The organism is Meridianimaribacter flavus (assembly GCF_004366715.1).
Taxonomy (GTDB): Bacteria; Bacteroidota; Bacteroidia; order Flavobacteriales; family Flavobacteriaceae; genus Gaetbulibacter_B; species Gaetbulibacter_B jejuensis.
This window is the reverse complement of the sequence record NZ_SOQZ01000002.1, coordinates 393,850-407,470: the sequence shown is the minus strand read 5'-3', so window position 1 is coordinate 407,470 and position 13,621 is coordinate 393,850. Positions and strand designations below refer to the sequence as shown.

The window sequence follows — 13,621 nt, the reverse complement described above, 5'->3', positions numbered from 1 at the left end:
CTAACACTAACACATACTACTATGAGCAAAAAGAAAACCATAATACTAAGGGTCATTTTACTTGTTGGGACTGTAACCTCATTGTTTTTTGTACCATGGTTATTGGTAAAAGCTTGGATACTTCCATTACCAAATACGGTTCAAGAACAGCTAGACGAAGCCATAGGTCATGGGTTTGACGGAATGGTTGTGTATGTAGACCAAGCCAACAAGCCACCTCAGTATTTTGCTTCTGGTTGGCACAATAGAGATACTAAAATACCAGCTAAACCCAATGCACTTTTTAAAATTGCCAGTATTAGCAAGTTGTACGATGCTGTTGCTGTTACTAAGTTGGTCAACGATGGTAGGCTTTCATTAGATAAAACCATTGCAGATTACCTACCAGAACTTGTAGGACGAATTGAAAATGCCGATAAAATAACTTTACGATTAATGATTCAGCATCGAAGTGGGATTCCTAATTTTACTGATACGCCAAACTTTTGGGGAAATCCAGCAACTAGCTATGAAGAAAGTCTTGCGTTGATTTTGGATACACCAGCCAATTTTAAACCAGATGAGGACTATGAGTATTGCAACACCAATTATTTGTTAATTAATAAGATTATGGACGATGCTTTAGGGTATCCAAACTATCAATTTATAAAAGAGGAAGTATTAATACCATTAAAGCTTAACAATACGTTTGGTTCGTTAAGCGAAGTCAATATTGATGATGTAATGAGTGGTTATCATGTTGGGTATCCTTATGATTTAAAAGAGGACGAACGCGGTATGGTAGCCACTGCAGAAGATGTAGGTACATTTTTAAGAGCATTGAATGATGGTTCACTATTTAAAGAGGGAGAACAGGACATTTATAGTTCTATATATGAATACGAACACTCTGGTTGGGTTCCAGGATATCAAAGTTTTGCTAAATACTACAAAGATATTGATGCTGTGGTAGTACAGTTTTACAGTACAACCGATCCAAAACTCTACAACTGGAACCTATCGGAAATAGTGAACAGCAGAATTAAAAAAATAATAAGCAAAGACAAAACAGAATAGAGTTAGATAAGCATTAAAACAATTAGTGAAAACACCCAAGTAGGGTGTTTTTTTGGTTCAACTACGTAACGTTACGTATTGTCTGGTGTTTGGAGAGTATGTATATTGCTCTATTCTAGATGTATAAATCGAATAATTTAAAAACCTTAAGACATTAAAATACTATTTGTAGCCTATGCTATAAATGTTTCGTTGACGCTTTTTTTAACCAACCTGAAAGACACCCATTTTGGGTGTTTTTTATTGGTGTTATTTTGTGATGTGTTGATTATGTGGCTTTTAAATGCTAACTTAGCTTGGTGGTTGATATAGATAATTAAAAACAATCCATATTTTTATAAGACTACATACAAGCTGAAAAAAACATAGAATTATGGAAATTTTAGATGCAATTTTAAATGTAGATCCCAACTATATAATAATCGGTTTGTTGGCTTTTTTCTTTACGCTCGAACAGCTGTTAGACAACCCTTTTTCTTTCAAAAAACGCGGAATCCATTTATTACAAAACATTCTTTTTCAAATAGTATTTTTTGCAATTAACTTATTTTTCATTTCTATTTTAGTCTATTGTATTGAGTGGCTTAACTCTCATGAAATAGGACTTCTTTTTTTATTTGATATACCGTTTTGGATAAAACTAATTTTAAGTGTAATGCTTTTTGATTTTGCGACATATTGGTTACATAGAGCGTCGCACAAAGTTCCTCTTTTATGGCGATTGCATAGAGTGCACCACAGTGATACAACTATGGACTCTTCAACAACATTTAGGTTTCATCCTATTGAGCTCGCAATTATTTACCAAGGCGGTAATATTGTAGCAGCAGGAATTTTTGGATTAGATGTAACAGCATTGGCTTTTTACTATTTCATAGTTTACATTTTCTTCTTTTTAGAACATTCAAATTTAAATTACCCTAAATGGTTAAATACTACACTAGGCTTAATCTTTGTGATGCCAGATCATCATAGAGTGCATCACCACCAAGAACAATTTTATACAGACTCAAACTTTGCAGATATTTTTATCATTTGGGACCGAATTTTTGGAACGTTTAAACTAATTCCTACTGCACAAATGAACTATGGCTTAATTGAATTTGAAGAAGAAAAAAAACAGTCCTTTCTCTATTTAATGAAAAGTCCATTTATAAATATTAAAAGAAAATAAAACCGCGTTTTAACCTGATATTCTAATGGTGTTTTATGGGTTTTGATTTGTGATGTGTTGACTATGTGGTTTTTAAGTGTTAAATTGCTTAGCATAGATAATAAATAGTCTTGATACACTAACCAATCAATATAATAGTATGAACCGTAAAAAATTTTTAAAGTCTACAGCAGTTGGTATTGGAGCATTTTCAATGATACCTATGCTTAATGCTTGTAAAACAGAATCGACAAAAGAGGCTGAAAGCGAATCTTCAGAGGTTAAAGAAAAGCCTTCTTTAGAGCATAAAATAGTTACTAATGATAATGGTGATGCGTTGAATGTTTTGGGCGATAATCAAACTATTAAGCTAACAGGAAAAGTTACTAATGGACAATTTACATTAATAGAACAAAACAATGACCCTGGAGTAGGAATTCCGCCTCACGTTCATGAAAACGAAGATGAAGTATTTCAAGTACTGTCTGGTAAGGTTGAAATGAGCATAGACAATACCACTACTGTTCTGCAAGCTGGCGATTTAATTTTTTGCCCTAAAGGTGTACCACATTCTTGGAGAGTTGTAGGCGATGAAAAAGCTAAGGCAATGTTAAGTATTTTTCCAGCTGGATTAGAGGATATGTTTTCAGAATTATCGCAATTACCTAGTGGACCTCCAGACATGAAAAAGGTTACTGATATTTGTGCAAAGTATAAATTAAAATTTGTTTAAATCTAGTCCCTTTATCACTCTATAGTTGAGAGGTATTAGACAAAATAAACACATTAAAAAAACATTCAAAATGGGTGTTTTTGTGTTAGTACAGTTACAAATTGATTTTATGCTTAAAAAAAATTAATTTCGTGATGTTACTATAAACAGATATAATTACTTGTAATAATGTAATTTAAAATAAAAACAATGAAACACATTAGAATAATTATTATAACGATATTGCTAAGCTCATTTAGTGTTCACAATTCACTTTTTGCTCAAAGTAGTAGTGAACAAAGGTTTCAAACCAAATTAAATCAAACTCTTGAAAAAAACAAAAAAGGACTTATAGATTACGATACAACTTTTAAGGAAATATGGTCTCATTTACAATTTGTTTCAAAAGAAAAGGAAAAGTTTAATTGTGTCAATAATAACCGTAAAGCCTTGCAAGAAGTTGATGTGCTTTATCCTATTTATAAAGCAATGCGTGAAGGTAGATATATACCAGTATATAACCCTATAACCGAAAAATGTAATGATTGTGAAATAAGCTTAGGTTTAGTAAAATATGCTGCTAATTCAGGTAATGCCGATGCTAATTGGTATTTAGGATTGCTTTATGATTCGACCAGTAGGTTCCATAGTGATTTTAATTTTAAACCAGATTTCCAAAAGTTTCAAGATTATCTATCTAAAGCGCATCAGTTAGGTCATAACGAAGCTGCAATTGTACTTGCAAATGCCTTTACAAACAAACAAAAATATTCTAAAGCTGTCGAGTGGTATGTTAAAGTAAAAAGTCACTTACGCTCCCAAGCACTTACATCAGTTAGTGTTATTTACAGAGAAGGAAAAGGTGATGTTGTTAAAGACCAAAAAACAGCTAACGATTATCTAGTGGCTGCAGTTAATGATAAAGGCAGTGACCCTTCAAGTAAAGAGTATGCTCAATTTCTCTATGCTAAGTATTTGTATCTTGGAATTGAAGGGTTTAATAAAGATATCCAAACAGCAAAAAAAATATTACAAGCCTTAAATTATAAAGAGGATTATAGTGCTGAAAAATTTATAAAAGAACACAACATAAAGTTTTAAAAGTTAATACACTTATATGCTCTGTGTTTTGTATCTAATTTTATACGCTCTATCTTAGCTTAAGATAAAATGTAATCATGAATAAATTTACACTGTTACTTTTAGTATTTACACTAACGTTAAGTTGCTCAAACAATGAGAAAACCAGTAAAACCAAAGAGGAGTTAATCCAGTTGCAAACTGAACTAGACAGTATAAAGCAGTTGTACAAAGACAATATAAAAACTACAACCAACCAAATAGCTACATTTTTAACCTTTCAAAAAGGAGATGCCGAACAAGCCATGAACTTTTACATAAACTTGTTTGATAATTCTAAAATTGAAGATGTAAAACGTTGGGGAAAAGATGTTCCAGGACAGGAAGGAACAATAATGCATGCAACATTTAGTTTAAACGGAAAACAGTTTATGTGTAGCGATAGTCCTGCAATACACGATTGGGGATTTACTCCAGCAGTTTCTAATTTTGTAGAGTGTAAGGATAACAGTGAACTAGAAGAATTATTCACAAAACTATCAGAAAACGGAACAGTGATGATGCCATTAAACAACTACGGTTTCAGTCAGAAATTTGGATTTGTCGAAGATCAGTTTGGTGTGTCTTGGCAACTCAATTTAAAATAAAAACGAGGGTAATCTTTTGTTGATACTTTTTAACTAACCCATCTTAAAACACCCAATTCGGGTGTTTTTTTTGTAGCTACTTTTTACAATCCTCTAAACCCCATTCGTCTAATCCTCTTAAAATAGTTTCTAACGATTGTCCTCTTTCACTCAATCGATACTCAACTTTAGGAGGCACTACAGGAAATACCTTTCTTGTAATAAGTCCATCGTGCTCTAACTCTCTCACAGTTTGGGTAAACATTTTATTAGAGATACCAGGAATTTTCTTTTGCAAAACGCCTGAGCGTAATCCACCTTCTAGCAAATGAAATAATATTAAAGGTTTCCATTTTGTGCCTATTAAATTCATGGTGTAATTCAAAGGGCAGTGCAGTTCTTTATTCAAAATTTAAATTCTATTATATTGATAATTAGCATTTTACTCTTTTTGGTAACTATGCTACTTTTTGGTAAGTTATTGCCTATAATGCAAATATAAATTAATTTTGCCATTAAAAATAAAGTTTATGACATCTATTAAAAATTATCCAAAATCATTTTCGCATATAGGTATTACAGTACCTGATATTCATAAAGCTGCAAAGTTTTATTCTGAAGTAATGGGTTGGTATACCATTATGCCACCTTCTGAAGTTAAAAAAGAAACCGATACTGCCATTGGACAAATGTGTATTGATGTGTTTGGTAACGATTGGGACACTTTTGAAATTGCTCACTTAGCCACATCTGATGGAATAGGAGTGGAGCTTTTTAGTTTTCCACATGGTAAAAAAGAAGCACCAGAGTTTAATCCGTTTAACACTGGTTTATTTCATTTTTGTGTTCAAGATCCTGATATTGAAGGTTTAATTGAAAAAATAGTAGCTGCTGGCGGAAAACAACGAATGCCAATTAGAGAGTACTATCCAAACGATAAACCGTAAAAATGTGTTATGTCGAAGACCCTTTTGGGATTGTTTTTGAGGTTTACACACACAGTTACGAGTTAACCTATTCGTCTGGTGCTTATGCACATAAGCAATAAAACGTCGTATTAAAAAAATGTGAGTATATAAGAAATAAGCCAAAAGAGTTAAAATAAACTAATCTTACAAAACTTAACCACTATAAAAACTCCCAAATTGGGAGTTTTTTTATGAAAATTACGTAATGGTATTACGTGTATAAAAATTTAAAATATTAATTTCGTTCAGCGATTTGTATGGATAATGAAAACGACCCATATTTTTATTTTAGCAAACATTTTAAACCCCAAATATTAACTATTAAAAACAATTACAAATGAAAAAAAATTACCTACTTATTAAAACAACCTTAATTCTAGCTTTCACGTTTTTATCACAAAATTTAACAGCACAGTGTGTTATAAGTAATAACCCTCAATTTGCATTCCCTTGGGAAAGTACTGCAAATTGGTCTATAGGTCAAGGCTTTACTGCAGAGTGTAGTGGAGCTTTAGAATACGTTCAACTCCTTGCAGGTACAACAGGTACAATATCAGCTGGTACGCTTAAAGTGTATAATGGTAATTCGGTTAGTGGAACACCTATATATACGCAAGCCTATCCTCAAATAACCATTAGTCAAGTAAACGACCCTATTAGAATAAATGTTACTGGTAATGTAAATATAACTCAAGGCAACCAGTATACTTTTGAATTTACCATAGATACAGGTATGAGTATTGTTGCTGATTTTACTAATGGATATTCTGGAGGTAATACTTTTCGTGATGGAGCTAGTTTATCTTCAACAGATGCCAAATTTTCAGTTTCAATTTCAGATGACACATTAGGTCTTGATACGTTTAAAGTTTCCAATAACATAAAAGTATTACCAAACCCTGCGTCCGAATACATTAAAGTTTCAGGCTTAAAAAATGAAGCAACATATAGTATTTATAATGTATTAGGTTCAGAAATCACTCATGGTAAAATTTCTGACAATGAAAAAATCAATGTTCAAAGTCTTACTGATGGAACATATTTTTTAAAATTTAATAATGGAAACGCAGTAAAGTTTATAAAAGAATAACACTGCTAACACTGTAAATAAGCTATGGTTGGGTTTGTCCTTATATGCGAAATCCTGCAGATTTTTCCGCAGCGTACATAGTCAAAGCCATTAAGCGAAACATAAAACTCCCTACTTTGGGAGTTTTTTTATGAAAATTACGTAACGGTATTACGTGTATAAAATTTTAAAATATTAATTTCGCTCAGCAATTTGTATGGGTAATGAAAACGACCCATATTTTTATTTTAGCAAACATTTAAACCCCAAATATTTACCAATTATGAAACAAATTTACTTTTTAGCAATTTTTATTTTGAGTATAAATAAAATTAATGCACAATTAAATGATGTAGTTACAACAGGATTAAACACACCAAATAATATTATTCTTAACGGAAATGATTTATACATTTCTGAATATAATGGAAATAAAATTTCAAAAATTGACATTACAGCTACAAATCCAGTTGTAACAGATGTGATTTCAGTAAATAGTGCCTATGGAATATGTCTTAAAGGAAATGATTTGTACATTGCTGAATATCATGGAGATAAAATTTTAAAAATAGACATTACAGATACAAATCCAGTTGCAACAGAAGTGGTAACAGGTTTGACTAACCCTTCTGGACTTGTATTTGATGGAGATGATTTATACATCGCTCAAGGTAATGCAAATAAAATTGTAAAAATTGACATTACAGCAACAAATCCAGTTGCAACAGATGTAATAACAGGCTTAAATAACCCTTATGGACTTGTTATTAATGGAAACTATTTATACATCGCTGAATATAGTGGAAATAGAATTTCAAAAATTGACATTACAGCAACAAATCCAGTTGCAACAGATGTGATAACAGGTTTAGCTAATCCTGAAGGTATTGTTCTTAAAGGAAATGATTTATACATCTCTGAATTTGGTGGAAATACAATTTCAAAAATTGATATCACAGCAACAAACCCAACAATAACAAGTGTGATAACAACAGGCTTAAATAACCCTTCTGGGCTTGTATTTGATGGAGATGATTTATACATCTCTGAATTTAGTGGAAACAAAATTTCTAAGTATACAGATCTTACGTTATCAATTGACAATCTCTCTTCAGATAATGTTGCAATTAAAGTCTATCCTAACCCAACAGCTAACTTTATTAAAATAACCAATTTAACTGAAAGTGAAGATTATATAATTTATAATATTTTAGGAATGGAAATAAATAGAGGAACTATTTCTAACAATGAAAAAATCAATGTTCAAAATCTTACTGATGGAACATATTTTTTAAAATTTAATAATGGAAACGCAGTAAAGTTTATAAAAGAATAACACTGCTAACACTATAAATAAGCTATGGCTTAGTTTGTCCTTGTATGGGAAATCCTGCGGATTTTTACGCAACGGACATAGTCAAAGCCATTAAGCGAAACATAAAAAAACTCCCTACTTTGGGAGTTTTTTTATGAAAACTACGTAACGTTACGTATTGTGTGGTGTTTTGGGAGTTGGTATCTTGCTGTGTTTTGGATATGGATGATTTAAAACTATCCATTTCCTTTTTTAAACTGCACATAATGTAAAAAACGAAATCTGAAATGACACCAACCGAATTTGAAAATCATCAAGTATTTGAAAAACTTGACCAAATCAGTTCTCGAATAGAGGAAAAAGAATTAAGAGAATTAATTGGTGTTGACAGCATTAATTTTTTTGAAACAGCAATTGGTTATCTAAAAGACCGATTAAAACTTACAATTCCAACGATTGTCCAAGAAGCAGAATTGACCAACATTTCAAAAGAAATTGAAAATTCGTTAACTCAAATAAACTCTTTCGTAGGAAATAAAAATACAGGTCATATAACGAATGCTACAAACCATTTGTACACAGCAACCTCAAGAGTTCGAAATCTGCCTTTACCATTTGCGAAAAACGACTTTAACTTTTCAAAGAACATCGCAAATTTTGAAAAAATCACAAAGGAGAAATACGACCTATTAGAAACAGAAAACAAAGAACTTAAAAAGCAATTTGACGCTCTATCTAAAAAACTTGAAGAAACTGACAAAGCTTTAGAGAATGTAAATACAACTTTAAAACAAAAGGAGTTAGAAATACAAAACTTAAACAAGTCGTTCCAAACAAACTTTGAGACAATAAAAACTTCTGCAACACAGAATTATGAACAAGACAGAAAAACTTTTAGAGCTGAATTCGATACATCTAAAAAGACATTAGCAGACGAAGTTGAAAGTCTAAAGTCCGAAATAAATACAGGTACTGACCAAATAATAAAGGATTTAGAAGCTAAACTTGAAGAAGCTAAAAAAATTGTTGGAGTCGTAAGCGATAAAGCAGTTACAGGAAATTATCAAAAAGTAGCAAACAGTCACAAAACCACAGCTGACGTTTTCAGAGTAATAGCAATAATTCTTATGATTGGTCTTTCTGGAATTCTAATATACACTATATGGGATATTAGCGGAGAAAACTTTGATTGGACAAAATCATTGATTAGAATTTTAGCTGCAGCTGCACTTTCTTATCCTGCAACTTATGCAGCGAGAGAATCAAGTAAACATAGAAAACTTGAAGTGCTCAATCGAAAAGCTGAACTTGAATTGACAGCAATTAACCCATTTATTGAATTATTACCCGAACCAAAGAAACAAGCTATTAAAGAAAAATTGGTTGAAAAATACTTTGGAAATAGCGGGAATTTAATGAATGATTTAGATGACAAAAAAGAGGAAGACGTATCTATAAGTTCAATTGAGAGAATAATAAAAACATTACTTCCATTTATAAAAAAGTAAATACTATGTACAACAATGGCTATAAGTAATTGCTTGTTCTGGCCAACTTCTTAAATTTCAACCACAAAAAACTCCCAATCTGGGAGTTTTTTATTTAGTTATTAAAATCGCTAATAATATTTTTTAGCTGTAGTTTAAGGTCTTCACCAGTATCGTACACCATTTGTTCGTTACTAGGAAATGGCACTCTACGGTTGTTTACTAGGTCTAGGTCTTCGCGTGTTAAAGCACGTTTGTCGCCTCTAAAGGTTGCAAACAGGTTTTCAAACACAAAGCCACTATCAATAGGAAACGCATCTAGCGTAGTATTGTTTTTTAAATCGGTATACACCACATTGGCAACCACCTGTGAGCTTTTACGTTGCAATACCTCAAACAGTCTCGCTTTTACAGTCACAATTTTATCTACTTTAATATCGTTACCTAGGCTATCCTTCATCACATTGCCATTGCTATCTAGTTGGTATTTCCAACCGTCAACAATTTGCTTTTCGCGTAGTAATTGACGTTCTGTAATTTTTTCAGGTGTAATATTAATACGCTTTAACTGTAATTGCATTGCAAAGTCATAGTCAATCTCATGACTTGGATTAGCATGGTAAGCGGTCCAAAATTGGTCTAAACCATAAGTGTCAAAATTAAGTAACTCATTTTCCAAACGTTTAGGAATAACCTGATTGGTTTGGTTTTGTATGGTTACAATCACATAATGGATTCCACGTTCGTGCGCTTCTTGCATTAAAGCTCTGGTATCTTCATAGTTTGGGTTAATCTTTTCAATATATTGATAGATACTGTACGCTTCACGAATGTTGTATTTGTCTTCGGTTTCTAAAAGCGCTAAGCCTTTTTCATATAAATAGTCTGACGCAAACTCTCTGGCTTCAATAATATCGTTGGTATAATCATTAAACTTAAAGTTTATGGTTTTACCATCAACTACCAAAGGCAATACAGGTTTTACAGCTTCCTGACGTGCATTAAGCGCAAGGTACAACTCATAAATGTTAGTGTACAGCTCTGGGTTGTTATCCTTTTTAAGATGCTTTATGTTGTTTAAATCGCGCTCATTGGCTTTATAGTAAGCGTCTTGAAGCATAAGCGCATAATCTTGTTTACGTTTACTGTTTTTATTGGTTTCAAGCTTTTTTAAAGCATCATAAATCGCTTGGTTGTAATTACCAGTATTTATGGCTTTTTCAACTTGTTTTCTTCCACTACAGGAAACTAATACTGAAAGTAATACCGAAAGGAGTAATAATCGTTTCATAAGCTGTAATTTTAGGGTTATAGAAAAGTGTTTTCAATTTTGATGCCAAAAAAGAACCCTCATTGCTGAGGGACTTAAAATTAGTTGGTTGATTATTTAACTTTTTTGGGTTTGAAAACAGGCAGCAATTGCGTGGAGACTTCTCCAAAGCCAATGCGAGTACCATCTTTTTCGCAATACCCTCTCATGATAACCGTATCGTAATCGTTAATGAATTTTCGTTCGCTACCATCTTTCATTTTTAATGGTTTTTCACCTCTCCATGTCAATTCAAGCATAGAACCATAAGAGTCAGGAGTAGGGCCAGAAATGGTACCACTTCCCATCATATCACCAGAGTTTACAGGACAACCGTTAATAGTGTGGTGTGCCAACTGTTGTACCATATTCCAGTACATGTATTTAAAGTTGGATTTGCTCACTATGGTTTCTTTAGCAGTTTTAGGTTTTATTGATACTTCTAAGTTAATGTCATAACTCTTTTTACCCTTGTACTGTAAGTAAGGTAATTGTGGTTTTAAAGGCTTTGGGCTTTCTACTCTGTAAGGTTCAAGCGCATCTAAGGTTACAATCCATGGTGAAATGGATGATGCAAAGTTTTTAGCTAAAAAAGGACCAAGTGGCACGTATTCCCATTTTTGGATATCACGTGCAGACCAATCGTTAAACAGTACCAAACCAAAGATGTATTCTTCAGCTTCTTCAATTGGAATAGGTTCACCAAGGTCGTTAGCATCAGTAGTAATAAAAGCCATTTCTAGCTCAAAGTCTACCAATTTAGAAGGTCCAAACACAGGAGTATCACTACCTGCAGGTAAGGTTTGCCCTTGTGGACGATGCACAGGAATACCAGAAGGGATGATAGAAGAACTTCTACCATGATACCCTACAGGAATGTGCAACCAGTTAGGCATTAAAGCGTTTTCTGGATCACGAAACATGGTTCCTACATTGGTAGCATGCTCAATGCTTGAGTAAAAATCGGTATAGTCACCAATTTGAACAGGTAATTGCATTTCAATTTCGTCTAAACGAAAAAGTACAATTTCTTTATGTTTTTTGTTGTTTTTTAAAGAGGTGTTGTTGCTGTCAAAAATTTGGGCAATTCTATTTCTTACAGCTCTCCAAGTTTTTCTTCCATCAGCAATAAAATCGTTTAAAGTATCTTGAAGAAAAATATCATCTGTTAATGGAATATCGTCAAAGTAACCTAGTTGGTGCAATGCTCCCAAGTCAATGGCAGTGTCTCCAATACGAGTACCAATAGTAATGATATCGTCTCTAGTAAGGAAAACGCCAAAAGGGATGTTTTGGATAGGAAAATCAGAATTCTTTCCAACGTGCAACCACGAAGTTCTATCAGGATTATTTGCAGATAATGGCATAGGCTATTGTTAATTATAAGTTTTATAAAATCTATTCAAACCTACATAAATTTTTTAATCTTTTTGAATAAAAACCATAAAAAGTAGGTTGGTTTTATATAGTTGATAAATTGTTGAAAATACAATAGTAAATATATAGGTTTTGGTGTATTTAACAGATTGTATTTATTATTTTTGATAAATTTTTTAATCAAACCCAATATTATGCAACGCGATCAAGAGATATTTGACCTAATACAAGAGGAAAAAGAAAGACAACTACATGGTTTGGAGCTTATTGCTTCAGAGAATTTTGTTAGTGAGCAGGTTATGGAAGCTGCTGGCTCAGTATTAACCAATAAATATGCTGAAGGGTATCCAGGAAAGCGTTATTATGGTGGTTGCGAAGTGGTTGATGTTGTTGAGCAAATAGCTATTGACAGAGCAAAAACCTTATTTGGTGCTGCTTATGCTAATGTGCAACCACACTCAGGAAGTCAAGCAAATACAGCGGTTTTTGCTGCGTGCTTAAAACCAGGAGATAAAATATTAGGTTTTGATTTGTCTCATGGAGGACATTTAACTCATGGTTCGCCAGTAAACTTTTCTGGTAAGTTATACAATCCTGTGTTTTATGGTGTAGAAGAGGAGACAGGAGTATTAAACTATGATAAAATACAAGACATAGCTACTAAAGAACAACCACAACTTATTATAGCAGGAGCTTCGGCATATTCTAGAGATATCGACTTTAAGCGTTTTAGAGCCATTGCTGATAGCGTTGGCGCAATTCTTATGGCAGATATATCGCATCCTGCAGGTTTGATTGCTAAAGGTATTCTTAACGACCCAATTCCTCATTGCCATGTGGTGACAACAACTACGCATAAAACCTTAAGAGGACCAAGAGGAGGAATGATTTTAATGGGTGAAGATTTTGACAATCCGTTTGGTTTAAAATTGAAAAATGGTAACCTACGTAAAATGTCGTCGTTGTTTGATTCGGCAGTATTCCCAGGAAATCAAGGTGGACCATTAGAGCATATTATTGCTGCTAAAGCAATTGCTTTTGGTGAAGCTTTAACTGACGAGTTTATGCATTACATACTTCAAGTAAAGAAAAATGCAGCAGCTATGGCAAAAGCGTTTGTTGATAGAGATTACCATATTATTTCTGGTGGAACCGATAATCACATGATGCTTATTGACCTTAGAAATAAAGACGTTTCTGGTAAAGATGCTGAACAAGCTTTAGTAAAAGCCGAAATAACCGTCAACAAAAACATGGTGCCTTTTGATGATAAGTCGCCTTTTGTAACTTCAGGAATACGTGTTGGTACTGCTGCAATTACTACCAGAGGATTAAAAGAAACTGATATGGAGTATATTGTTGAATTGATTGATGAGGTTATCAAAAATCATGATAACGAAAGTACTTTAGAGGCTGTTGGAGAAAAAGTTAACGCGTTAATGCAAGACCGACCATTATTTTCTTAAATT

At 32.9% G+C, this 13,621-nt stretch carries 12 protein-coding genes and 1 pseudogene; 10 read left to right on the top strand and 3 right to left on the bottom strand.

What is annotated here, in order from left to right; translation table 11 throughout:
• The first annotated feature begins 21 nt into the window (after positions 1 to 21).
• From A8975_RS06690 to A8975_RS06670, 5 genes are all read left to right on the top strand, one after another.
• On the top strand, positions 22 to 1,056 hold the full coding sequence (locus A8975_RS06690) for a serine hydrolase domain-containing protein (protein WP_134199266.1): 1,035 nt from the start codon (positions 22 to 24) through the stop codon (positions 1,054 to 1,056).
• 373 nt (positions 1,057 to 1,429) lie between these two features.
• Positions 1,430 to 2,230 carry a sterol desaturase family protein gene (locus tag A8975_RS06685; RefSeq protein WP_134199264.1) on the top strand — a complete coding sequence of 267 codons (801 nt, stop codon included), beginning with the start codon at positions 1,430 to 1,432 and terminating at the stop codon, positions 2,228 to 2,230.
• A gap of 139 nt (positions 2,231 to 2,369) precedes the next feature.
• Positions 2,370 to 2,942 carry a cupin domain-containing protein gene (locus tag A8975_RS06680; protein ID WP_134199262.1) on the top strand — a complete coding sequence of 191 codons (573 nt, stop codon included), beginning with the start codon at positions 2,370 to 2,372 and terminating at the stop codon, positions 2,940 to 2,942.
• A gap of 189 nt (positions 2,943 to 3,131) precedes the next feature.
• Positions 3,132 to 4,022 carry a tetratricopeptide repeat protein gene (locus A8975_RS06675; protein ID WP_134199260.1) on the top strand — a complete coding sequence of 297 codons (891 nt, stop codon included), beginning with the start codon at positions 3,132 to 3,134 and terminating at the stop codon, positions 4,020 to 4,022.
• A 77-nt stretch (positions 4,023 to 4,099) separates the two neighbouring features.
• A complete protein-coding gene (locus A8975_RS06670; protein WP_134199258.1) occupies positions 4,100 to 4,648 on the top strand; it encodes a VOC family protein in 549 nt (182 codons plus the stop codon).
• A gap of 76 nt (positions 4,649 to 4,724) precedes the next feature.
• Here A8975_RS06670 and A8975_RS06665 read toward each other — a convergent pair whose 3' ends face one another.
• Positions 4,725 to 5,000, bottom strand: coding sequence for a winged helix-turn-helix transcriptional regulator (locus A8975_RS06665; protein WP_131507233.1), 276 nt, complete (start codon positions 4,998 to 5,000; stop codon positions 4,725 to 4,727).
• Positions 5,001 to 5,157: 157 nt separating this feature from the next.
• On the opposite strand from A8975_RS06665, the pseudogene A8975_RS06660 reads away from it, so the two are divergent.
• From A8975_RS06660 to A8975_RS06645, 4 genes and pseudogenes are all read left to right on the top strand, one after another.
• A pseudogene (locus A8975_RS06660) lies at positions 5,158 to 5,675 on the top strand (VOC family protein).
• Positions 5,676 to 5,932: 257 nt separating this feature from the next.
• Positions 5,933 to 6,685: a T9SS type A sorting domain-containing protein gene (locus tag A8975_RS06655; protein ID WP_134199256.1), complete on the top strand. Its 753-nt coding sequence runs from the start codon at positions 5,933 to 5,935 to the stop codon at positions 6,683 to 6,685.
• A 262-nt stretch (positions 6,686 to 6,947) separates the two neighbouring features.
• A complete protein-coding gene (locus A8975_RS06650) occupies positions 6,948 to 8,000 on the top strand; it encodes a T9SS type A sorting domain-containing protein (protein WP_166667452.1) in 1,053 nt (350 codons plus the stop codon).
• A gap of 266 nt (positions 8,001 to 8,266) precedes the next feature.
• Complete coding sequence (locus A8975_RS06645; protein WP_134199252.1) at positions 8,267 to 9,487, top strand: hypothetical protein; 1,221 nt, start codon at positions 8,267 to 8,269, stop codon at positions 9,485 to 9,487.
• 94 nt (positions 9,488 to 9,581) lie between these two features.
• On the opposite strand, the gene A8975_RS06640 is transcribed toward A8975_RS06645, so the two are convergent.
• Both A8975_RS06640 and fahA read right to left on the bottom strand, forming a co-directional pair.
• Positions 9,582 to 10,757 carry a hypothetical protein gene (locus A8975_RS06640; RefSeq protein WP_134199250.1) on the bottom strand — a complete coding sequence of 392 codons (1,176 nt, stop codon included), beginning with the start codon at positions 10,755 to 10,757 and terminating at the stop codon, positions 9,582 to 9,584.
• Between the two features lie 92 nt (positions 10,758 to 10,849).
• Positions 10,850 to 12,142 carry a fumarylacetoacetase gene (gene fahA / locus A8975_RS06635; protein WP_131507066.1) on the bottom strand — a complete coding sequence of 431 codons (1,293 nt, stop codon included), beginning with the start codon at positions 12,140 to 12,142 and terminating at the stop codon, positions 10,850 to 10,852.
• 204 nt (positions 12,143 to 12,346) lie between these two features.
• Here fahA and glyA point away from each other — a divergent pair, with 204 nt between their 5' ends.
• Entirely contained in the window at positions 12,347 to 13,618 is a 1,272-nt protein-coding gene (glyA, locus tag A8975_RS06630) for a serine hydroxymethyltransferase (protein ID WP_129760303.1), read from the top strand.
• Positions 13,619 to 13,621 lie beyond the last annotated feature (3 nt).

Excerpts from the sequence above, each read along its gene's own strand:
- A8975_RS06645 (WP_134199252.1), top strand. The coding sequence starts at position 8,267 with ATGACACCAACCGAATTTGAAAATCATCAAGTATTTGAAAAACTTGAC.
- A8975_RS06665 (WP_131507233.1), bottom strand. The coding sequence starts at position 5,000 with ATGAATTTAATAGGCACAAAATGGAAACCTTTAATATTATTTCATTTG.
- A8975_RS06655 (WP_134199256.1), top strand. The coding sequence starts at position 5,933 with ATGAAAAAAAATTACCTACTTATTAAAACAACCTTAATTCTAGCTTTC.
- glyA (WP_129760303.1), top strand. The coding sequence starts at position 12,347 with ATGCAACGCGATCAAGAGATATTTGACCTAATACAAGAGGAAAAAGAA.
- A8975_RS06640 (WP_134199250.1), bottom strand. The coding sequence starts at position 10,757 with ATGAAACGATTATTACTCCTTTCGGTATTACTTTCAGTATTAGTTTCC.
- A8975_RS06680 (WP_134199262.1), top strand. The coding sequence starts at position 2,370 with ATGAACCGTAAAAAATTTTTAAAGTCTACAGCAGTTGGTATTGGAGCA.
- fahA (WP_131507066.1), bottom strand. The coding sequence starts at position 12,142 with ATGCCATTATCTGCAAATAATCCTGATAGAACTTCGTGGTTGCACGTT.
- A8975_RS06675 (WP_134199260.1), top strand. The coding sequence starts at position 3,132 with ATGAAACACATTAGAATAATTATTATAACGATATTGCTAAGCTCATTT.
- A8975_RS06690 (WP_134199266.1), top strand. The coding sequence starts at position 22 with ATGAGCAAAAAGAAAACCATAATACTAAGGGTCATTTTACTTGTTGGG.
- A8975_RS06650 (WP_166667452.1), top strand. The coding sequence starts at position 6,948 with ATGAAACAAATTTACTTTTTAGCAATTTTTATTTTGAGTATAAATAAA.
- A8975_RS06670 (WP_134199258.1), top strand. The coding sequence starts at position 4,100 with ATGAATAAATTTACACTGTTACTTTTAGTATTTACACTAACGTTAAGT.
- A8975_RS06685 (WP_134199264.1), top strand. The coding sequence starts at position 1,430 with ATGGAAATTTTAGATGCAATTTTAAATGTAGATCCCAACTATATAATA.